The organism is Flavobacterium sp. 1 (assembly GCF_002797935.1).
In the GTDB taxonomy this organism is placed as follows: Bacteria; Bacteroidota; Bacteroidia; order Flavobacteriales; family Flavobacteriaceae; genus Flavobacterium.
Genome location: NZ_PGER01000001.1, coordinates 5,033,216 through 5,055,570, shown reverse-complemented (window position 1 = coordinate 5,055,570; position 22,355 = coordinate 5,033,216). Strand labels below are relative to the sequence as shown.

Genomic DNA, 22,355 nt, shown 5'->3' with positions numbered 1-22,355 from the left:
CTATAGTACTTGATTAGATTTTTTTGAAAATCTTACTTTCTTATCTCCTTCAACTCTAATACCTACCCTTGTTGTTTCCTTAGTTTTAGGATCAATAAGTGAAATATTAGAAATTTGAATAGAAGCTTCTTTTTTTACAATACCACCTTGAGGGCTTTTTGCACTAGGTTTCGTATGTTTAGAAACCATGTTTACACCTTCAACAATTGCTTTGTTTTTCTCACGGTATACACGCAAAACTTTACCTTCAGCACCTTTATGGTCTCCAGCAATTACTCTTACGATGTCTCCTGATTTTATTTTTAGCTTTATCATCTTAAAAACGAATTAAAGCACTTCTGGTGCTAATGATACAATTTTCATGAATTGTTTTTCACGAAGTTCTCTTGCTACCGGACCAAAAACACGAGTTCCTCTCATTTCTCCTGCAGCATTCAAAAGAACACATGCATTATCATCGAAACGGATATAAGAACCATCAGCTCTTCTCACTTCTTTTTTGGTACGTACAACAACTGCAGTTGAAACAGCACCTTTTTTAACGTTTCCGTTAGGTGTTGCATCTTTAATAGATACTACAATCTTGTCTCCAACAGAGGCATACCTTCTTTTGGTACCTCCTAAAACACGGATAGTTAAAACTTCTTTAGCTCCTGTGTTATCTGCTACTTTTAGTCTTGATTCTTGTTGTACCATAATTATTTAGCTCTTTCTAGGATTTCAACTAATCTCCAACATTTTGATTTACTTAAAGGACGCGTTTCGCTAATTCTTACAGTATCTCCAATGTTACAGTCGTTTGTTTCGTCATGTGCAACAAATTTCTTTGTTTTCAACACGAACTTACCGTATAATGGGTGTTTTACTTTAGTTACCTGAGCAACCACAATGGATTTATCCATTTTGTTTGAAGTAACAACCCCAACTCTTTCTTTTCTTAAATTTCTTTTTTCTTCCATCTTTCAGCAGAATACAATTATTGTAACTCTCTTTTAGTAAGTTCTGTAGCTAATCTTGCAACTGTTCTTCTTACACCTCTAATTTGAAGTGGATTCTCAATTGGAGAAATAGCGTGAGCCATTTTTAGGTCGGCATATGCCTTCTTAGTCTGGCTAAGTTTTTCTTGCAACTCCGCTGCAGAAAGATCTTTTATTTCTGATTGTTTCATAATATAATATAGATTATGCTTCGAAATCTCTAGCAATAACGAATTTAGTTTTTACTGGAAGCTTTTGAGCTGCAAGACGTAATGCCTCTTTAGCAACTGACAAAGGAACTCCTCCAACTTCAAACATAATTCTTCCGGGTTTAACAACGGCAGCCCAATATTCAACGGCACCTTTACCTTTACCCATACGTACCTCAAGAGGTTTCTTTGTGATAGGTTTGTCTGGAAATATTTTAATCCATAATTGTCCTTCTCTTTTCATAAAACGAGTTGCAGCGATACGCGCAGCCTCGATTTGACGAGAGGTTAAGAACATTCCATCTTCATGTACAGATTTAATTCCAAACATTCCATTAGAAAGTTCATGTCCTCTTTGAGAATTCCCTTTCATTTTACCTTTTTGTACCTTACGGTATTTTGTTCTTTTAGGCTGTAACATTTTTCTTTAGTTTAAAAATTTACTTTCTTTTACGAGCGTCTGGTTTTCCACCTTTATTAAAGTTAGATTTGCCACGAGGAGCATCTCCGCCTTTACCACCACCAGGTTGCTTTTTATCCATACCTGCAAGCGGAGAAAGATCTCTCTTTCCATAAACTTCACCTTTCATGATCCACACTTTGATTCCCATTCTACCATAAGTAGTATGAGCTTCAGCCAAAGCATAATCAATATCAGCTCTGAAAGTTGATAGAGGAATTCTACCTTCTTTGAAACCTTCTGAACGAGCCATCTCAGCACCATTCAAACGACCAGAAATCAAAACTTTGATACCTTCAGCGTTCATACGCATAGAAGCAGCAATAGCCATTTTGATTGCACGTCTGTAAGAAATACGGCTTTCGATTTGACGACAGATGCTTGTAGCAACTAGATACGCGTCAAGTTCAGGTCTTTTAATTTCAAAGATGTTGATTTGAACCTCTTTGTCAGTAATTTTCTTAAGTTCTTCTTTCAACTTGTCTACCTCTTGTCCGCCTTTCCCAATAATAATACCAGGTCTTGCAGTAGTGATAGTAACGGTTACAAGTTTTAAAGTTCTCTCGATGATTACTTTTGATACACTAGCTTTTGATAAACGAGCGTGGATATACTTTCTGATTTTTTGATCTTCGGCTAATTTATCACCGTAATCATTTCCACCATACCAGTTTGAGTCCCATCCTCTGATGATACCAAGTCTATTTCCAATTGGATTTGTCTTTTGTCCCATGCTGCTTAAGAATTGCTTTGTGTGTTATTGATAGCTCCTAACACGATTGTAACGTGATTTGAACGTTTTCTTATTCTGTGTGCTCTACCTTGTGGCGCTGGACGAAGTCTTTTCAACATCATTCCACCATCAACACGGATTTCTTTAACAAATAATCCAGCTTCTTCAAGATTACCTTCACTATTTTTTTGCTCCCAGTTATTGATTGCAGATAATAATAGTTTTTCTAATTTTCTTGAAGCTTCTTTCGAACTGAATCTTAATATGTTAAGTGCTCTCTCTACCTTCTGACCTCTTACCAAGTCCGCTACTAAGCGCATTTTTCTAGGTGAAGTAGGGCAGTTATTCAATTTTGCGAAAGCTATAGACTTATTAGCCTCTTTTCTCGCATCTGCTGTTTCTCTTTTACGAACTCCCATTGCTTCTTATTTTTTACCTTTATTTTTTGCTCCAGCATGACCTCTAAAAGATCTAGTTGGTGAAAATTCTCCTAATTTGTGACCTACCATGTTTTCTGTAACGTAAACTGGTACAAATTGACGACCGTTATGAACTGCGATAGTTTGTCCAACAAAGTCTGGAGTAATCATAGAAGCTCTAGACCAAGTCTTAACCACTCCTTTATTACCACCGGCAATGTTTTCTTCAACTTTCTTTTCTAACTTATAATGAACGAAAGGTCCTTTTTTTAATGAACGTGCCATATCTTATTATTTCTTTCTACGTTCTACAATGTACTTGTTACTCGGGTTTTTCTTAGAACGTGTTCTATAACCTTTAGCAGGTATACCGTTTCTAGAGCGTGGATGCCCACCAGAAGAACGACCTTCACCACCACCCATTGGGTGATCAACAGGGTTCATTGCAACAGGTCTTGTTCTAGGTCTTCTTCCTAACCATCTTGTTCTACCTGCTTTACCAGATACAACTAATTGGTGGTCTGAATTAGAAACTGCTCCAATTGTAGCTGAACAAGTCAACAAGATTAATCTTGTTTCTCCTGAAGGCATTTTAATTGTTGCATATTTCCCATCTCTTGCCATTAATTGAGCAAATGTTCCAGCAGAACGAGCAATTACAGCTCCTTGACCTGGTCTCAATTCGATACAAGAAATAACAGTTCCTAAAGGAATTCTGCTTAAAGGCAATGTATTACCAATCTCAGGTTGAGCTTCTGGTCCTGAAACTACTTTCTGTCCAACTTTCAATCCGTTTTGAGCAATAATGTATGTTTTCTCACCATCGGCATAAGCCAATAAAGCGATAAACGCAGTACGATTTGGATCGTATTCAATAGATTTCACTGTAGCTGGAATTGCTTCTTTTGTACGTTTGAAATCAATAATACGATATCTCTGCTTGTGACCACCACCCGTATAACGCATGGTCATCTTTCCTTGACTATTTCTACCTCCAGAGTTTTTTATCGGCGCTATCAAAGAGCGTTCCGGCTTATCAGTTGTAATGGCGTCATAACCATTCACAACTCTAAATCGCTGACCTGGGGTAATAGGTTTTAATTTTCTTACTGACATTTTATCTTAGATATTGTTGTAAAAATCAATTGTTTCTCCTTCTTGTACTTGAACAATCGCTTTTTTAATAGCGTTAGTCTTTCCACTGATTAAACCACTTTTAGTGTATTTTGTAGTTCTGTCCGGTCTCACATTCATTGTATTAACACTCAAAACATTTACTCCATAAGCAGCCTCAACAGCTTTCTTAATTTGTACTTTGTTTGCTTTTCTGTCAACAACAAATCCGAAGCGGTTTAAAACTTCACTTTCTTTGGTTACTTTTTCCGTTACTATAGGTTTAATTATGATGCTCATATCCTATTTATTTACTTAAATTTTCTTCAATTACTTCCAAAGAACTCTCTAAAAGCACTAAATTATTAGCATTTAAAATAGCGTAAGTACTTAATTCATAACTACTTACAACGTTAGACGCTTTTAAATTTCGTGACGACAAATATACATTTTTATTGGTATCACCCAACACAAACAGCGATTTTTTATTTTCTAACTCTAAAGCTTTCAAAACATTAATGAAATTTTTAGTGTTTGGTGTTTCAAAACTGAAGTCTTCAAGAACGATAATATTCGATTCTTTTGCTTTAATTGAGAAAGCAGATTTTCTAGCCAAACGTTTCAAGCTTTTATTCAATTTGAATGAATAACTTCTTGGTCTTGGTCCAAAAACCGTTCCACCACCTTTAAACAATGGATTCTTTGCACTACCCGCACGAGCAGTACCAGTTCCTTTTTGTTTTTTTATCTTACGAGTACTTCCCGCTACTTCAGCTCTCTCTTTAGCCTTGTGCGTTCCTTGACGTTGATTAGCAAGATATTGCTTAACATCAAGATATACTGCGTGATTATTTGGCTCTATACCGAATACTGAATCAGAAAGTTGAACTTTTCTTCCAGTATCTTTTCCGTTGAAATCTAATACTTTTGCTTCCATTACTTCTGAATGATTACATAAGAGTTTTTGCAACCAGGAATACATCCTTTAACAACAAGTAAGTTCTTTTCAGAAACTACTTTTAAAACTCTAAGGTTTTGAACTTTTACATTATCTCCTCCCATTCTTCCAGCCATACGCATTCCTTTGAATACTCTAGATGGATAAGAAGAAGCTCCTACAGAACCTGGCGCTCTTAAACGGTTGTGTTGACCGTGAGTTGCTTGTCCAACACCACCAAATCCGTGACGTTTAACAACCCCTTGAAAACCTTTACCTTTAGATACACCTTGTACATCTACAAATTCTCCTTCAGCAAAAATAGAAACATCAATAAGATCTCCTAATTTTTGTTCAGTTGCAAAATCTTGAAATTCAACGACTTTTTTCTTAGCAACAGTTCCAGCTTTCTTAAAGTGACCTACAGCCGCTTTTGTGGAATGTTTCTCGTTTTTGTCATCGAAACCAAGTTGCAACGCTTCGTACCCGTCAACACCTTTGGTTCTGACTTGGGTAACAACGCATGGTCCAGCTTCGATTACTGTACAAGGAATATTCTTCCCGTTTTCGTCGAAAATACTAGTCATGCCGATTTTTCTACCAATTAACCCAGACATAAATATTAATTATTAATTATTAAATATAAATATAGAACGCTGCTTTTAAGCAAATCCTATTTTTTTAGTGGGTGCAAATGTATAACTTATTTACACACAAACCAAAAAAATATTTTTTACCTAAAAACGGCGTTCCTTTTTACTCTTAAAGTACTTATACTTTGATTTCAACTTCAACTCCACTTGGCAATTCAAGTTTCATTAAAGCATCAATAGTTTTAGAAGAAGATGAATAAATATCAATTAATCTCTTATATGACATTACTTCAAATTGTTCTCTTGCTTTTTTGTTTACGTGCGGAGAACGCAATACCGTAAAAAGTTTTTTGTGTGTTGGTAATGGAATAGGACCAGTCACAACAGCACCAGTAGTTTTTACTGTTTTTACAATCTTTTCAGCAGACTTATCCACCAACATGTGATCGTAAGATTTTAGTTTTATTCTGATTTTTTGACTCATTTTCTTAAAATTAAGCGTTTCCTTTTGCTTTTTTGATTACTGCTTCCGAAATATTAGAAGGCGTTTCTGCATAGTGCGAAAATTCCATTGTAGATGTTGCGCGACCTGAAGACAAAGTTCTTAAAGTTGTTACATATCCAAACATTTCAGATAATGGCACATCAGCTTTAATAGTTTTAGCACCATTTCTATCTCCCATGTCATTTACTTGACCTCTACGACGGTTAATATCACCTACGATATCTCCCATGTTTTCTTCTGGTGTAATAACCTCCATTTTCATGATTGGCTCAAGAATTATAGCTCCAGCAGCTTTAGCCACTTCTCTATAACCCATTCTTGCCGCTAACTCAAAAGAAAGCGCATCAGAATCCACAGGGTGGAAAGATCCGTCCAATAAAGTAACCTTCAAACTATCTACTTGATATCCTGCTAAAGGACCAGTTTTCATAGCTTCACGGAAACCTTTTTCTACAGAAGGAATATATTCTTTTGGTACGTTACCCCCTTTTACAGAGTTAACAAACTGCAATCCAACTGGAGCTTTACCGTCAACTTCATCTGCTGGCTCAAGAATAAATACGATATCACCGAATTTACCACGACCACCTGATTGTTTTTTGTAAGTTTCTCTGTGTTGTGCTTTTTTAGTAAATGCCTCTTTGTATTCAACTTGAGGCTCACCTTGATTCACTTCAACTTTGAATTCACGTTTCATTCTATCAACCAAGATATCTAAGTGAAGCTCACCCATACCAGAGATAATAGTTTGTCCCGAAGCCTCATCTGTTCTAACTGTAAAAGTTGGATCCTCTTCAGCTAATTTAGCCAAAGCCATACCCATCTTATCAACGTCAGCTTTAGTTTTAGGCTCAATAGCAATACCAATTACAGGTGCAGGAAATTTCATTGACTCAAGAATGATTGGGTGTTTTTCATCACACAATGTATCTCCAGTTTTGATATCTTTAAATCCAACAGCAGCTCCAATATCTCCAGCCTCAATATATTCGATTGGATTTTGTTTGTTAGCATGCATTTGATAGATACGAGAAATTCTTTCTTTGTTTCCTGAACGAGTGTTCAAAACATAAGAACCTGCATCTAAACGTCCTGAATAAGCACGGAAGAAAGCCAAACGACCTACGAATGGGTCAGTTGCAATTTTAAAAGCTAAAGCAGCGAATGGCTCTTTAACATCTGGCTTACGCAATATTTTAGTTTGATCTTCTTCTAATAATTCAGCATCATCAGGATGAATCCCTTCGATACCTTCTTTATCCATTGGAGATGGCAAATATTTACATACTGCATCTAACATGAATTGAACTCCTTTATTTTTGAAAGAAGAACCGGCAATCATAGGAATAATAGCCATATCCATTACAGCAGCTCTTAATGCTATGTTGATTTCTTCCTCTGTAATAGAGCTTTCGTCTTCCATGAATTTCTCAAGCAAATTCTCATCATAATCAGCAACTGCCTCAATAAGAATCGATCTGTATTCTTTCACTTCTTCAAGCATATCTTCCGGAATAGGCACAACTTCATAAGTAGCTCCCATACCAGCATCATCCCAAACAATAGCTTGGTTTCTTACTAAATCCACAACACCTTTGAAATCATTTTCTTCACCAATCGGCAAAGTGATTGCAACAGCATTTGATTTCAACATATCTCTCACTTGTTGACAAACCATCAAAAAGTTAGATCCTTGTCTATCCATTTTATTAACAAATCCAATACGCGGTACTCTGTATTGATCTGCTAATCTCCAGTTAGTTTCCGATTGAGGCTCAACACCATCAACAGCACTAAATAAGAAAACCAAACCATCAAGTACACGCAAAGAACGGTTTACTTCAACTGTAAAGTCAACGTGTCCCGGGGTATCAATAATATTAAAGTGATAAGGTAATGTTTCAGGTAAAATTTTACCTTGAGTAGTTGGAAAATTCCATTCACAAGTTGTAGCGGCAGAAGTAATTGTAATACCTCTTTCTTGCTCTTGTGCCATCCAGTCCATTGTTGCAGCACCATCGTGTACTTCACCAATTTTATGTGATTTTCCAGTATAGAATAATATGCGCTCTGTTGTTGTTGTTTTACCAGCATCAATGTGAGCAGCAATTCCTATGTTTCTTGTATATTTAAGTTCTCTAGCCATTTCTTAAGAATTAAAATCTAAAGTGAGAGAATGCTTTATTAGCTTCTGCCATCTTGTGAGTATCCATTCTTTTCTTAACAGCAGCTCCTTCTTCTTTAGCCGCAGCTAAACATTCTGAAGCTAATCTCTGAGCCATTGATTTTTCGTTTCTTCTTCTTGAATAAAGAATTAACCATTTCATAGCCATAGAAATTTTTCTGTCTGGTCTGATTTGCATCGGAATTTGAAATGTAGCTCCACCTACTCTACGGCTACGTACTTCTACGTGAGGCATAACGTTTGTTAAAGCATCTTTCCAAATTTCTAATGAAGTTTTTTCCTCATTTTGCTTTTTAGTTTCAATGATATCAATTGCATCATAAAAAACTTTAAAAGCTGTTGATTTCTTACCATCCCACATTAAGTTGTTCACAAAACGCGTTACCAACTGGTCGTTAAACCTTGGATCTGGTAAAAGTGGTCTTTTCTTTGCCGCTCTTTTTCTCATGTCTTTTTTTTAATAAAATTTCACACCCATACTAGCACAATAAATCGCACCATCACAGGAATAACTTTTTAAATTACTTTTTCGCTTCTTTTGGTCGTTTTGCTCCGTATTTAGATCTTCTTTGCGTTCTTCCTGCTACTCCTGACGTATCAAGCGCACCACGAACGATGTGATATCTAACTCCTGGCAAATCTTTTACCCTTCCACCCCTAACTAATACTATCGAGTGCTCTTGTAAATTGTGTCCTTCTCCAGGGATGTAAGCATTCACTTCATTACCATTTGTCAAACGTACACGCGCTACTTTACGCATTGCAGAGTTTGGTTTTTTTGGTGTTGTAGTGTAAACACGCGTACAAACCCCTCTTCTTTGAGGACAAGAATCTAAAGCAACCGATTTACTCTTCTTAGTTATCTGAGTTCTTCCTGTTCTTACTAATTGTTGAATTGTTGGCATAATTAATACTAAAAATTTCTTATTATATTAAAATCCCGCTTTTTACGGGGTTGCAAATGTATAAATTAATTTTCACTCTACAAACCATAATTGATTTATTTTCACAAGAAGTAAACATTTGTGTTCGAACAAAATACATCTTTACAAAAAACAGTTACTTAATGAACCAAAAAGAAACATCAACAAAGACAACTTCAAAAGACAAACATTATGATTATTGAAACAAAGAACAGATATTTGCGTTACTTTCATCATAAAGAAATTAAAAGTGAAACTCAAAATTCTTATTCTATTTTTTTTTCTTAATTATTTGACTTCCGAAAGTCAGACCCTTCAATTAAAAATAATTGGAAAAACATCAATTGAAACCAAAATAATTGATTCAATTGGATATTCAATAAAAAAACAAAATGCCAAACAAATAATTGAAGAAATAAATTTAGTTACCAAAAAACTAACTGAGTTAGGCTATATAAACAATCAAATATTAGAAGAAAAAAAGAAAATGACAGCAGTTATATTACCAAACTTTCACTTAAAAAAAGAATAAAAAATATACATATATATATAGGTATAAAAAACAATTTATTTTTAGACAGTTTTTATGAAACAAAACAAGATTCTATAATATTATCATATTCTCAAATAGAACCGTTTTTAAAACATACTCTGCAAAATTTGGAAATAAATGGCTATGCATTTGCAAAAGTAAAACTCATCAATTTACAACAGAAAAACCAAAATCTATTATATGCTGACTTATCAATTTCAACAGACAGAAAAAGAAATTTAAACACGATAGAAATAAAATACTCCAATCAACAGCATAAAAAGCTTTTCCCAAAAGGAGCAGAAAAACAAATCATAAAAAAATACAAGAACTCAATTTTCAACCAAGAGACAGTAAAACAAATCAATCATGATTTTGAAGAATTTGGATTTGTAAATCAAATTAAATTTCCAGAAATATTATTCACCAAGGACAGTACCAAAGTATTTGTCTATTTAGAAAAAAAGAAAGCAAATAATTTTGATGGCTACTTAGGGTTCAATAATTCAGAAAATAAAAAAATTCAATTTAACGGATATTTAGACCTAACCTTAATTAACGCACTTAGAAACGGAGAAGAATTATCTATTTACTGGAAGAATGACGGAAATAATCAAAAACTTTTTAATGCTAATTTAAATATCCCTTATTTATTCAACAGCCCATTAGCTATTAAAGCACAAATCAATATTTTTAAGCAAGACAGTATTTTTCAAAACACAAAGACTGCTTTGCTATTAGGATATTTCTTAAATTACAACAAACGCATTTACCTCGGATTCGAATCTACGGAATCTAGTGATATTCAAAATCTAAATAGTCAAAGTTTAGCTGATTATAAGAACACTTTCTATACCACTTCTTTAGAATTCAAAAAAAACAATTCAAAAAACAAACTGTTCCCAATAAAATCATTTCTAAACTTAACTATTGGAACCGGAAATAGAACAACAACAGAAAATCCATCACTAAAACAAAATTTTGCAAATTTTAACATAATGAATGATTTTTATATTAATGAAAAAAACATTATAAACTTAAAAAGCCAAAATTATTTTTTAAAAAGCCAAAATTATATCACAAATGAATTATATCGTTTTGGAGGAATAAACTCCATAAGAGGATTCTCAGAAAACAGCCTACAAGCAAATTTAATGATCGCTCTTATGACAGAATACAGATATTTAGTTTCACCAAATTTATTCTTCAATTCCATTCTAGACTACTGTTATTACGAAGATCCAACAATTTCTTCAATAAAAAAAAACAATGAAAAACTTCTAGGCATTGGACTCGGTTTGGGCGCACAAACTCCAAATGGGCTATTAAAATTTGCCATCACAAATGGGAAGACAAAAAAAGAAGAAATAAAATTTTATAACACAAACATAACTATAAGTTATAATGTTAAATTTTAGGCCTAACAAAAAAAAGAGTTTCAGATATTAGGATTGTTAACAAATTATTGTGATTTTTGCCCCACTAATTCAAAATATTTAAAAAAATGAAACTAAAGTTCAATGGATTCTTAGTACTTCTTGTAGTACTAGTAGCGCAACTAACTTTTGCGCAAGAAAGATCTGTTTCAGGAATTGTTTCCGACAATGCAGGCATGCCTTTACCAGGTGTAAGCATATTAGTGAAAGGAACGAAGAATGGTACTCAATCAGATTTCGATGGGAGATATACTATCAAAGCACAACCAAGCGATGTATTGCAATTCAGCTATCTTGGTATGAAATCTTCAGAGAAATCAGCAAGCTCAACATCACTGAATGTAAAATTAACTAGTAACGCAACAGAACTAGAAAGTGTAGTTGTAACAGCAATGGGTATCAAGAGAGAGAGAAAAGCGTTAGGATATGCTACACAAGAAATCAAATCTGGAGAATTAACCAAAGGATCCAACAATAGCTTAGCTGGAGCTCTTCAAGGAAAATTGGCAGGGGTAACTATCACACCATCAAGTGGTGCTCCTGGAGCCTCTTCTCAAATTGTAATCCGTGGAGCACGTTCCTTCACTGGAAACAACACACCTTTATATGTAGTTGACGGTATGCCAATAGCATCGACAGCTGATTACAGTACTGGAAACAGTGTAACCGGATCAGACAGTGCTAACAGAGCGGTAGATATTGATCCAAACGATATTGAATCTATAAACGTTCTAAAAGGACAAGCTGCATCAGCAATTTATGGACTTAGAGCCTCAAATGGAGTAATAGTGATTACCACAAAAAGTGGTAAAGGAACCTCTAAAAATGGCAAACCTACAATAAATTTCTCTAGCTCCATTACTGCAGACAATGTGTCTAGAAAGATTGATTATCAAAATGAATATGCACAAGGATCAGGTAATCTATTCAATCCTACAAGTTCACTGACTTGGGGTCCTAAAATTTCAGAATTACCAAATAGCACGGGATATGGCGGCAACGTTTCTAATGCCTTGAATGGCGGGGACATAACGACACACGCAGGTAAATATTATGTACCGCAAAGAGCTACAGCAGGTTTAGACCCATGGGTAACTCCTCAAGTATATGACAATTTTGGTGAGTTTTTTAAAACAGGAATCACGGTTAACAATACTTTTAGCTTAACACAATCAACTGAAAAAAGCAATTACGCATTTACTTTTGGTTCATCAAATCAAAATGGTTTTATACCTGCAACTGGTTTTGATCGTTATAATGCAAAAGGAGCATTTAGCACAAAGTTAGGAAACGATTGGAAGACTGGATTCGTGGGTAACTATGTTCAAACTAAAATTGAAAAGGCTACAGGTGCAAATGATTCATCTGTTGCAGGTGCATTTGCAAGTCCGAGAAGCTATGATTTAAAAGGAAACGGATACGAAAATCCTACAGATCCATATAAACAAATTTATTACAGACCAAATGGATTCAACAACCCTTATTGGGCAGCTGCACACAATAAATTTGACGAACAAACAGATCGTTTTTATGGAAATAGTTATGTTGAATTTGCTCCGAAGATATCAACAGACGATATACATAAAATATCATTCCGTTACCAGCTAGGCGCTGATGCTTATACCACTGATTATAGAGATATAAAAGAATTCGGAAACGCACAAACAACGGCAGGTCATTTAGAAATTTACGGAATCACATCTAGAACTGTAAATTCATTATTTACAGTAAATTATGAATATAAAATTTCAGATGATTTAAATTTAACAGCTCTGGCTGGTAATGAGATCAACGATAGATACGAAAAATCATATAGCATGACAGGAAATGACCTTAACTTTGGTGGTTGGCCTAATTTAAAAAACACTAAACAAACAATTGCCTCAGATAACATTGCTAAAAACCGAACTTTTGGTCTTTTTGGAAACCTAAATCTTTCATACAAAAACTTTATTTTTCTAGGGACTACAATAAGAAAAGATATTGTTTCGTCAATGCCACGAGATAATCGTTCATTTGTTTATCCATCCGTATCATTAGGTTTAGTATTAACTGAATTGGAAGCTTTAAAAGGAAACTCAATACTATCTTTTGCAAAACTAAGAGGATCTTGGGCTGAAGTTGGCCAAGCCGGAACTTACTATGCAAATTTCTACTCAGTGCCTAGCTATAGCGGTGGTTTCTGGCAAAACAGCCCTGTAAGTTATCCACTTGGAGGTGTAAATTCTTATACACCAAACAATGTAATGTATGATCCGAATTTAAAACCACAAAACACAAAATCTTATGAAGTAGGTGGTGAATTACGATTATTTAAGGATCTTATAAGTATAGATTATACATTTTCCAGACAAGATGTAGTTGACCAAATTTTTCAAGTGCCATTAGCCGGCTCTACAGGTGCAGCTACTTTAGTGATGAATGGAGGAAAAATTCATACCAATAGCCATGAATTAATAGTAGGTATTACTCCAGTTAAAACTACCAATTTCGAATGGAATGTTTCTGCAAATTACACACAAATAGACAATTATGTAGATGAATTAAAAGAGGGAGTTCCAAATATTTTCTTAGGAGGATTTACAACACCGCAAGTTAGAGCAAGCATAGGAGAACGTTTCCCTGTTATTTACGGAACAGCTTTTAAAAGAGATGACAAAGGAAACATTATAGTTGATGCTAATGGATTGGCTCTATCTGGAGAAACTAAATCACTTGGAGAAGTAGCTCCAAAATTTAACCTAGGAGGAACAACATCTTTCAGATACAAAAAATTAACTCTTGCTGCCACTTTTGATTGGAAAAATGGAGGAAAAATGTATAGCGGAACAAACTCATTGCTTGATACTTACGGATTAAGTACTAAAACAGGAAACCGCGATGAATTAATGATACAAGAAGGTGTAACTGAATCTGGAGCTGTAAATACAAAAGGAGCTACAAAACAAGATACTTATACTAGGTATTCAAATATTGCTGAAACTGCTATATATGATGCTTCTTTCGTGAAACTAAGAGAATTATCATTGGGATACACTATGCCACAATTTTCAAAAGGATTCGACGTACGACTTTCTGCATTTGCAAGAAACATCTTGCTTTCATCTAAAATACCCAATTTAGATCCAGAATCATCACAAGGAAATAATAATATAGCTGGAGGATTTGAAAGATTATCTATTCCACAAACAACAAGTTTTGGACTTGGAATGAATCTAACAATTAATTAATATAATTCAAAAAATCATGAAAAAATATAAAATCATATTACTTTTGGTGATTGCGTCGATTTCATTAAATTCTTGTTCAGAAGATGTAATGGACGATATCAACACCAATGTAAACAATCCAACAGATGTGCCAACTCGTTACGCTATTACTGATGCTATGACGAGTACTGCATTTAGCAATACTGCTTCAGAGCAAGCTTTCTATACCGGTGTTTATGTAGAATTAAACGCAGGAGGTTTTGGTCAAATGTACAATGCAGAGGTAAGAAATGGTGAGCCACAAAATCAAACCACTTTCAACAACCCGTGGAACAGTCAATATCAAACAATGTACAACCTAAAGTTGATAATTGAAAAATGTTCTACTGGTGCAGAAAAAGGCAACTATACCACATTAGGAATAGCACAAATTCTATATGCATACAATTTAGCTATGCTAACAGATATGTATGGAGATGTTCCTTTCTCTGAGGCTTTTCAACCTGGAGTAATTTTCCAACCTAAATTGGATCGTCAACAAGACCTATACAAAACTATTTTCGCAACTCTAGAAGATGCTATAGTAAATTTAGGAAAAACATCATCTTATCCAGTTTTAGGAACTCAGGATATAATATATTATAAGTTAACAGATACTGAACCAGTACACATTTCTAAATGGATAAAAACAGCCAATGGTTTGTTGGCTCGTTATACGCTACGCCTATCTTTTAAAAATCCTGATTATGCTAAGGTATTAACTTATGTAAGTAAGTCGTTTACGGATAAAAGCGAAGAATTTAAAATGAAAAACGCTGGTATTCCAAATCCTTATTCTCAATTCAAAATTGACAGAAATTACTTATTCGCAAGTAAGAGTTTATTTGACAAATTAAACGCTAGAGCTAATGACCCTCGTACTACAGGTTATTTTGAAAAAATTCAAATATCAAAAGGAGCACCTTTTACCTACGAGTTTTATGTTAATGGTGTTAGTCCTCAAAGTCAAACTTATTCATACTCAGCGCTATTAAATGCAAGTAATCCAATATTTATGTTAAGCTACCATGAACTATTGTTCATTAAAGCTGAAGCTGAAGCAAGAAACTCTGCAGCTGTAACAAGTACAACTAGTTTGACAGCTGCTGTAAATGCCGCATTTAACAAAGATGAAGTTAAAAACTTTTCAACTGCAAATGCAACTACCTATGTAGCAGGATTAAACATATTAACTAATGCAGATTTATTAAAAGAGATTGCAGTACAAAAATATTTCTCTTTCTATGAAAACGAAACTGTTGAAGCATACAATGACTACAGACGTTTATTAGCAATGTATGGATCTGTGGCTGCACATCCAATACAATTGGCAAATCCTAAGAATGCAACTCAATTTCCGCTTAGATTACCTTATGGAAATTCTGATGTATCTACAAATCCAAATGTTAAAGCAGCATTTGGCGACGGAACTTATGTCTATTCAGAAAAAGTTTGGTGGGCTGGAGGAACTCGTTAATACTTTTTACAAATAATCTAATTTAAATTTATATAAATTTTAAACCATCCCATTTCGGGGTGGTTTTTTTATACATAAATATGTCCGCTATATATTCTGAAAACAAACAAACAAGCATAATCAAAATTATTGCTAACTCCAATGAAAATATACAAATTCAAAATACAAACAAATATTAAACTACATATAGAAAAATATCACCTAATTTTTGAAGTAATTCAAAACAGGTGGTGACCTTTATATCTTTTTAGCCCTACTACAAAAGCGAGTATTAAAAAAAACACTCAAAGTAAAAGAGACCCATTTAGACTTCGATAAGCAAGAGAAAACCACTAAAAACAATGCTCGAAATGGTTTTTCGAACAAGTGACTAAACCACTCCACTGAAAATGCAAAGGATTATTTTGCAGTCCCTCATTTATTCCAATCGCGAATGAAATTTAAATTATTATACCCCTCTTTTCTACTATAATGTTCAAAATATTCATTTACCATTATATTTCCAGTACTCAAAACATCATAACCACCTGCCTAAAAAATTGTCCCCAAAAACGCTCCTTCAATTCGGGAAATTCCATTTGTAATTTCTTGAAGTTCTTCCTTTGAAACTTTTTTTTAAATTGAACTGAAGTTATGCATTGGGGCGTCTTTTATATGCATGTAAACATGGTTTGAAATAACAACTTCTTTTAAAATTTCAACACCTTCAGCTTAACAGATCTGTATCAGAATCTCATGGCAACACTTTTGAACATCATCTTTCAAAACTTTAAACCTATAACAACATGAGTTGTTAGTCTGTGACTGTGCCAAACCTAATCTTAAATCTGTACTCATAATCTAAAGATAAAGTTTTATTGCATTACTAAAGTACTGCAATAAATTACAGGATTTTATACTCGAAACTGTTATTATTAATAAAAAAGAAAGTATTTACTCAATAATAAACGGTTAAAAAAATCATACTTTTTTTTAAATGTTCAATTTTAATTAAGTAGATTCTTTTATTCTTAACTAAAACATACTTAATAACAAGAAAATACATTTAATCAAATTAAATAAACTGAATTTCAACTACTTGTGTCGAAATAAAGAAAATAAACTTTAAATTATTATTACTATTTCTCAACATCAATATTAATATTAAATTTTATAACATAAACATAACGATAAGTTATAATGTTAAATTTTAACATTATATATATTTATTTTTATAACATTAAACTGTTTATTTGTTATGAAAATTAAATATTAACATTGGTAAAATTTAATGATATTGTAACTTTAATTGGCTATTATGTTAATAAAAAGTTTTATTGATGAAAATTTAATATTTTTCATAACATTATACTATATATAAGTTAAAAATGTAAATTAAATATGCATGCATAAAAAAATTTAAATATTATAGGATGGTTAACAAATTATTATGATTTTTGCCTCACTAATTCAAAATATTTAAAAATGAAACTAAAGTTCAATGGACTCTTAGCACTTTTTGTAGTGCTAGTAGCGCAAATTACTTTTGCGCAAGAAAGATTTGTTTCAGGAGTTGTTTCTGATAATGCAGGCGTACCTTTACCTGGTGTGAGTGTATTAATAAAAGGGACACAAAATGGAACACAATCAGATTTTGATGGGAAATACTCTATCAAAGCACAACCAAGCGATGTATTGGTGTTTAGTTATGTTGGCATGAAAACAACAGAGAGATCTGCAAGCTCAACAACGCTTAATGTTAAACTAGCAAGTGATGCAACACAATTAGAAAGCGTAGTAGTTACTGCTATGGGAATTAAGAGAGAGAAAAAATCTCTTGGATACTCTTCCCAACAAGTTGAAGGAAAAGACCTAAATGGAGGTACCGCATCACCAAATGTGGCAAACTTACTTTCAGGAAAAGTAGCAGGTCTTGAAGTATCAAGAAACACAAATTTTGGCGGTTCTACAAATGTTGTAATTAGAGGTAACAAATCCTTAACAGGAAACAATCAAGCACTTTGGGTAATCGATGGGGTTCCTGTTGATAATTCAAATTCAAATGCTTTAGCTCAATTAACTGGTGGAGGTGGCTACGACTACGGTAACACTATTTCTGATATTAATCAAGAAGACATTGAAAGCATCAACGTTCTTAAAGGAGCTGCTGCAACAGCACTATACGGTTCAAGAGCAAGTAACGGGGTAGTAATGGTTACTACAAAAAAAGGGAAAGCAACTAAAGATAATAAAGTTGGTTTCACTTTTTCTAGTAATGCATCTATTGGTACTGTAGACAAATCAACTTTTCCAGAATACCAAAACAAATACGGATCAGGTTATGGTTTCGGAAGTTCATTTTTAGGAACTGGAACACCCGATACAGTAGATACATCAAATGACGCTTCATATGGAGATGCTTTCGATGGTACACCAGTATATCAATGGGATGCTTTTACTCCATATTCTCCAAATTTTGGAAAAGCTACTCCTTGGACAGCTGCCAAAAATGGTCCAATTACATTTTTCAATGACGCTAAAACTTACACGAACAGTCTTTCCCTTGAGAAATCAACTGACAGATCTAGTTTATCTATGTCATATGTAAATACTAATCAAACTGGAATCCTGCCAAATAGTGAATTGAAAAAAAATCAATTAAGTGCTAGATTCAGTCAAAAAATTACAGATAAATTAACTGCAAATGTTTATGCTGCCGTAACACTACAAAATACTATAGGTAGAAACTCAACAGGTTACAACGACAACATCATGGGTAATTTTAGACAATGGTGGCAAACTAACACAGACATTAAATCTTTGGAGCAAGTCTACAAAGCTTCAGGAGGTCAAAATGTAACATGGAACTGGTCTGACCCAACATCTCCTGAAGGATTAACACCTGCTTACTGGGATAATCCTTACTTCACACGTTATCAAAATTATTCTTCAGACGAAAGAACACGTTTATTCAGCTATGCATCTCTTGATTACAAGATTACAGATTGGATGAGTGCTCTAGGCAGAGTTTCCTTAGACACTTATAATCAACTTCAAGAAGAAAGAAGAGCCGTGGGTTCTATCCCTTCAGCATTTGGACTTTCACCCGCAGATGAAGCTTCAGGATATCAAAGAAATACCATTAACTTCCAAGAGGTTAACTATGATTTAATGTTAAACTTTAACAAAAAAATTGGCGAAAACATTAGCTTAAATGGAGTATTAGGTGGAAGTATTAGAAGAACAGATAAAGACAATGTGCTTGCTTCAACAATTGGTGGTTTAGTAACTCCTGGTATTTATGCATTATCAAACTCTAGATATGAACTACCTTTCCCTAAAGAGCAAATAATTAATGCTGGTGTAAATGGTATTTATGCACAAGGATCTGTTGGGTATCTAGATACTTATTTTATTGACGCATCTATCAGAAGAGATGCTTCTTCTACATTACCAAAAGGAAACAACTCATACGTTTATCCTGCAGTTTCTGGATCATTTGTTTTTTCTAATGTACTTAAATCTGATTGGTTAAACTTAGGAAAAGTTAGAGTAAATTATGCAGAAGTTGGTAATGATGCTCCTGCATTAAGCTTGGTAAACACATACAATAGAAATCCAAACTTCCAAGACCAACCTGTTTACACGAATGCATTAACAAATCCATTCCGCAGCATCAATAACAATCCAAATCTTAAACCTGAAAGAACAAAATCATTTGAAATTGGTTTAGAGAGTAGCTTTTTTGACAGACGTTTAAGTTTTGATGCAACTTACTACAAAACTAACTCTGTAGATCAAATCGTTGCAGCTGCAGTTTCATCTGCATCAGCAGTAACAAACGCTTATGTAAATGGTGGTAACATCGAAAACAAAGGTTTAGAGCTACAAATAACTGGAACACCTATCAGAACTAAAGATTTTAGCTGGGATATCACTGTAAACTGGTCTAACAATGAAAGTAAAGTAGTTTCATTACCTGATGGTGTAGACAACTTACAATTAGGATCTTTCCAAGGTGGTGTTACAGTAAATGCTACACCTGGTGAAGCATACGGTACATTAAAAGGTACTGACTACGTGTATACAAATGGTGAAAAAACAATAGACCAAGCTACTGGTAAATATTTAATTACTACCTCTGCTACCAACAACATTGGTAACGTTACTCCAGATTGGATGGGCGGTATTAGAAATAAATTTACTTACAAAAACATCTCTTTAGGATTCTTAATTGACACTCAGCAAGGTGGAGATATTTTCTCTTTAGATATGTATTATGGTCTTGCAACAGGATTATACAAAGAAACTGCAGTTGATAACATCAGAGAAAATGGTATTTTAAATGCTGGTGTAGCTCCTAATGGAACTCCAAATACAGTTGTAGTAAAAAATCCTGGCACTTTCTCTAATAACTACGGTTATTTAGTAGAACCAAACAAAGCATTTGTATATGATGCATCTTATGTAAAATTAAGAGAAGTTTCTATTACTTATAACTTCCCTAAAACTATGTTTGAAGGAACATTTGTCAACAGTGCTTCATTAAGTTTGTTAGGCTCAAATCTATGGATTATTAGCAAAAACCTACCTTATGCAGACCCTGAAAGTGGATTATCATCAGGAAATAGCTCAAGAGGATATTCAGTAGGATCACTTCCTACAACAAGAGACATTGGGTTTAACTTAACATTGAAATTTTAATACAAAAAGAGAAATGAAAAAAATAATATATGCCTTAGGACTTCTTATCCTCACAGTATCTTGTGACGATAATGCTCTTACAGACTTAAATGTGGATGAAAAAAACCCATCATCGGTTCCACCATCTACTTTATTTACAAGTGCTCAAAAATCACTGACAGACCAATTGGTAAACTCAAATGTTAATAAAAATATTTTCAGATTAGTTAACCAACAATGGACAGAAACCACTTATTTAGACGAGTCTAATTACAATTGGACAGCTAGAAAAATTTCAGATAATCATTGGAATCAATTGTATGTAGGACCATTAGCTAATTTAATGACCGCTAAAAAAAGCATAGAAAATTCTGAAATTTTAGCTAATGATCCAGAATACGCTACAAAAACAGTTGCAAAGAAAAATCAATTAATTTTAATTGATATCTTAAGTGTTTACACGTATCAAATAATTGTAGATACTTTTGGTGACGTACCTTATACAGAATCGTTACAAGGTTCAGGAGATTATTTACCTAAATATGACAAAGCTATTGATATTTACAAAGATCTTATTGTTCGTTTGAATAAGGACATCGCTACAATCGATACCGGTGCTACTGCATTTGGCACAGCCGATGTAATCTACGGTGATGATTTAGATGCTTGGTTAAAATTCGCAAACAGTATTAAATTAAAATTGGGTATCAATCTTAAAGCTTCAGGGCTAGAATCTGCTATTGCAAATAATGCTATCCTAACAGGAGCTGCAGGAGGTTTTACTTCAAATAAAGATAATGCTAAATTAACATACATGAACAACCTACCAAATACTAACCCTATCTATGAGGATTTAGTATTTTCAGGAAGACATGATTTTGTTCCAGCAAAACCTTTTGTTGATGCCATTGTAGCAAAAAATGACCCAAGAACTGTGGTATATTTTGATGATAATTTAACGCCTTATAAAGGAGGAGTAGTTGGAATTAAAAACTCTTATGGGAAATTCACACACGTAAGTGACCATATTCAGGAGGCATCTTTTGCAGGAACACTTTTAGATTATTCTGAAGTAGAATTTTTATTAGCTGAAGCTGTTGAAAGAGGAGTTGCTGTTGGTGGAACTGCTGAATCACACTACACTAAGGCAATTACTGCTTCAATGGAAGATTGGGGAATTTCTGCTACTGCTACTGCTACATACTTAGCACAACCAACTGTTGCTTATGCAACTGCTACTGGTACATGGCAACAAAGAATTGGTGAGCAATCTTGGTATGCAAAATTCAATAGAGGTTTTGAAGGATGGACATCTACAAGAAGATTAAACTTCCCAGTACTTGTTGCACCAGCAACAGCAGACCAAGCCGCTGAAGGTCAAGTGCCTTCAAGAATGACTTACCCTATTAGAGAGCAAACTTTAAATGCTACTAATTACCAAGCTGCATCAACTTCAATTGGAGGAGATAAATTAAAAACTAAATTATTTTGGGATGTTAACTAATTAACATCAACATATAATTCAAATGAAAACCATCAGCTAGGCTGATGGTTTTTTTATGTCTATATATTTTTATACGAAAATTCAGATCTATAGATAAAAAATCTTAATAAAACCCCAACAAACTTTACGTTGAACTCTTAAAATAGAACATTCTCTATAAACCTATACTAAAATTAAAGTTTAACAAATCTTAATGCTCCAGATTATTGAATCCATAAAATATTAACAATAAAACTATTGTCAAAAAACAAAAATCAAATAAAAGAACTGAATTGCCTCGATATTTCAAATAAACTTCAAACAGTTCATTAAACTGATTCTAAGATATATAAAATAATTTTATAACATAAAAATAATAATAAGTTATAATGTTAAATTTAGGCCTTGCCAAAAAAAAGGGTTTCATATATTAGGATAATTAACAATTTATTATGATTTTTAC

The 22,355-nt window shown here is 33.7% G+C and carries 22 protein-coding genes; 6 read left to right on the top strand and 16 right to left on the bottom strand.

Annotated features, from left to right (window positions below; genetic code table 11):
* The 16 genes from rplX to rpsL all read right to left on the bottom strand — a co-directional run bounded on the left by rplX (position 1) and on the right by rpsL (position 9,036).
* Entirely contained in the window at positions 1 to 315 is a 315-nt protein-coding gene (gene rplX, locus CLU83_RS20570; RefSeq protein WP_035668111.1) for a 50S ribosomal protein L24, read from the bottom strand.
* 12 nt (positions 316 to 327) lie between these two features.
* A complete protein-coding gene (rplN, locus tag CLU83_RS20565; protein ID WP_007803649.1) occupies positions 328 to 696 on the bottom strand; it encodes a 50S ribosomal protein L14 in 369 nt (122 codons plus the stop codon).
* A 2-nt stretch (positions 697 to 698) separates the two neighbouring features.
* On the bottom strand, positions 699 to 959 hold the full coding sequence (gene rpsQ / locus CLU83_RS20560) for a 30S ribosomal protein S17 (protein ID WP_026707010.1): 261 nt from the start codon (positions 957 to 959) through the stop codon (positions 699 to 701).
* Between the two features lie 17 nt (positions 960 to 976).
* The gene (rpmC, locus tag CLU83_RS20555; protein ID WP_026707011.1) at positions 977 to 1,168 is read right to left on the bottom strand and encodes a 50S ribosomal protein L29; all 192 of its coding nucleotides are present in this window, start codon (positions 1,166 to 1,168) and stop codon (positions 977 to 979) included.
* Positions 1,169 to 1,181: 13 nt separating this feature from the next.
* Positions 1,182 to 1,607 carry a 50S ribosomal protein L16 gene (rplP, locus tag CLU83_RS20550; protein WP_100433326.1) on the bottom strand — a complete coding sequence of 142 codons (426 nt, stop codon included), beginning with the start codon at positions 1,605 to 1,607 and terminating at the stop codon, positions 1,182 to 1,184.
* A 19-nt stretch (positions 1,608 to 1,626) separates the two neighbouring features.
* Positions 1,627 to 2,379, bottom strand: coding sequence for a 30S ribosomal protein S3 (gene rpsC, locus CLU83_RS20545; protein ID WP_100433325.1), 753 nt, complete (start codon positions 2,377 to 2,379; stop codon positions 1,627 to 1,629).
* A gap of 5 nt (positions 2,380 to 2,384) precedes the next feature.
* A complete protein-coding gene (gene rplV / locus CLU83_RS20540; protein WP_007803631.1) occupies positions 2,385 to 2,798 on the bottom strand; it encodes a 50S ribosomal protein L22 in 414 nt (137 codons plus the stop codon).
* A 6-nt stretch (positions 2,799 to 2,804) separates the two neighbouring features.
* Positions 2,805 to 3,083 carry a 30S ribosomal protein S19 gene (gene rpsS / locus CLU83_RS20535; protein ID WP_024981511.1) on the bottom strand — a complete coding sequence of 93 codons (279 nt, stop codon included), beginning with the start codon at positions 3,081 to 3,083 and terminating at the stop codon, positions 2,805 to 2,807.
* Positions 3,084 to 3,089: 6 nt separating this feature from the next.
* Positions 3,090 to 3,914, bottom strand: a complete 825-nt coding sequence (gene rplB / locus CLU83_RS20530) for a 50S ribosomal protein L2 (RefSeq protein ID WP_100433324.1) — start codon at positions 3,912 to 3,914, stop codon at positions 3,090 to 3,092.
* 6 nt (positions 3,915 to 3,920) lie between these two features.
* Positions 3,921 to 4,211 carry a 50S ribosomal protein L23 gene (rplW, locus tag CLU83_RS20525; RefSeq protein ID WP_077377770.1) on the bottom strand — a complete coding sequence of 97 codons (291 nt, stop codon included), beginning with the start codon at positions 4,209 to 4,211 and terminating at the stop codon, positions 3,921 to 3,923.
* Between the two features lie 7 nt (positions 4,212 to 4,218).
* Positions 4,219 to 4,848 carry a 50S ribosomal protein L4 gene (gene rplD / locus CLU83_RS20520; RefSeq protein ID WP_100433323.1) on the bottom strand — a complete coding sequence of 210 codons (630 nt, stop codon included), beginning with the start codon at positions 4,846 to 4,848 and terminating at the stop codon, positions 4,219 to 4,221.
* Complete coding sequence (gene rplC, locus CLU83_RS20515) at positions 4,848 to 5,465, bottom strand: 50S ribosomal protein L3 (protein ID WP_100433322.1); 618 nt, start codon at positions 5,463 to 5,465, stop codon at positions 4,848 to 4,850. Before rplC ends, rplD begins: the two co-directional genes overlap by 1 nt.
* Before the next feature lie 154 nt (positions 5,466 to 5,619).
* Complete coding sequence (gene rpsJ, locus CLU83_RS20510; RefSeq protein WP_007803605.1) at positions 5,620 to 5,925, bottom strand: 30S ribosomal protein S10; 306 nt, start codon at positions 5,923 to 5,925, stop codon at positions 5,620 to 5,622.
* A gap of 10 nt (positions 5,926 to 5,935) precedes the next feature.
* The gene (fusA, locus tag CLU83_RS20505; protein ID WP_100433321.1) at positions 5,936 to 8,092 is read right to left on the bottom strand and encodes an elongation factor G; all 2,157 of its coding nucleotides are present in this window, start codon (positions 8,090 to 8,092) and stop codon (positions 5,936 to 5,938) included.
* 10 nt (positions 8,093 to 8,102) lie between these two features.
* On the bottom strand, positions 8,103 to 8,579 hold the full coding sequence (gene rpsG / locus CLU83_RS20500) for a 30S ribosomal protein S7 (protein ID WP_100433320.1): 477 nt from the start codon (positions 8,577 to 8,579) through the stop codon (positions 8,103 to 8,105).
* 73 nt (positions 8,580 to 8,652) lie between these two features.
* Positions 8,653 to 9,036 (bottom strand): 30S ribosomal protein S12, encoded by a 384-nt coding sequence (gene rpsL / locus CLU83_RS20495; RefSeq protein WP_007136570.1) that lies wholly within the window; start codon positions 9,034 to 9,036, stop codon positions 8,653 to 8,655.
* Positions 9,037 to 9,253: 217 nt separating this feature from the next.
* On the opposite strand from rpsL, the gene CLU83_RS22610 reads away from it, so the two are divergent.
* The 6 genes from CLU83_RS22610 (at position 9,254) to CLU83_RS20470 (ending at position 21,913) form a co-directional block, all read left to right on the top strand.
* Positions 9,254 to 9,586: a hypothetical protein gene (locus CLU83_RS22610; protein WP_232727209.1), complete on the top strand. Its 333-nt coding sequence runs from the start codon at positions 9,254 to 9,256 to the stop codon at positions 9,584 to 9,586.
* A gap of 128 nt (positions 9,587 to 9,714) precedes the next feature.
* Positions 9,715 to 11,004 carry a hypothetical protein gene (locus tag CLU83_RS20490; RefSeq protein ID WP_232727208.1) on the top strand — a complete coding sequence of 430 codons (1,290 nt, stop codon included), beginning with the start codon at positions 9,715 to 9,717 and terminating at the stop codon, positions 11,002 to 11,004.
* Positions 11,005 to 11,090: 86 nt separating this feature from the next.
* Positions 11,091 to 14,252 (top strand): SusC/RagA family TonB-linked outer membrane protein, encoded by a 3,162-nt coding sequence (locus CLU83_RS20485; RefSeq protein ID WP_100433319.1) that lies wholly within the window; start codon positions 11,091 to 11,093, stop codon positions 14,250 to 14,252.
* 16 nt (positions 14,253 to 14,268) lie between these two features.
* Entirely contained in the window at positions 14,269 to 15,747 is a 1,479-nt protein-coding gene (locus tag CLU83_RS20480) for a SusD/RagB family nutrient-binding outer membrane lipoprotein (protein ID WP_100433318.1), read from the top strand.
* Positions 15,748 to 17,211: 1,464 nt separating this feature from the next.
* Positions 17,212 to 20,430 carry a SusC/RagA family TonB-linked outer membrane protein gene (locus CLU83_RS20475; RefSeq protein WP_100433317.1) on the top strand — a complete coding sequence of 1,073 codons (3,219 nt, stop codon included), beginning with the start codon at positions 17,212 to 17,214 and terminating at the stop codon, positions 20,428 to 20,430.
* 13 nt (positions 20,431 to 20,443) lie between these two features.
* Positions 20,444 to 21,913, top strand: coding sequence for a SusD/RagB family nutrient-binding outer membrane lipoprotein (locus tag CLU83_RS20470; RefSeq protein ID WP_100433316.1), 1,470 nt, complete (start codon positions 20,444 to 20,446; stop codon positions 21,911 to 21,913).
* Positions 21,914 to 22,355 lie beyond the last annotated feature (442 nt).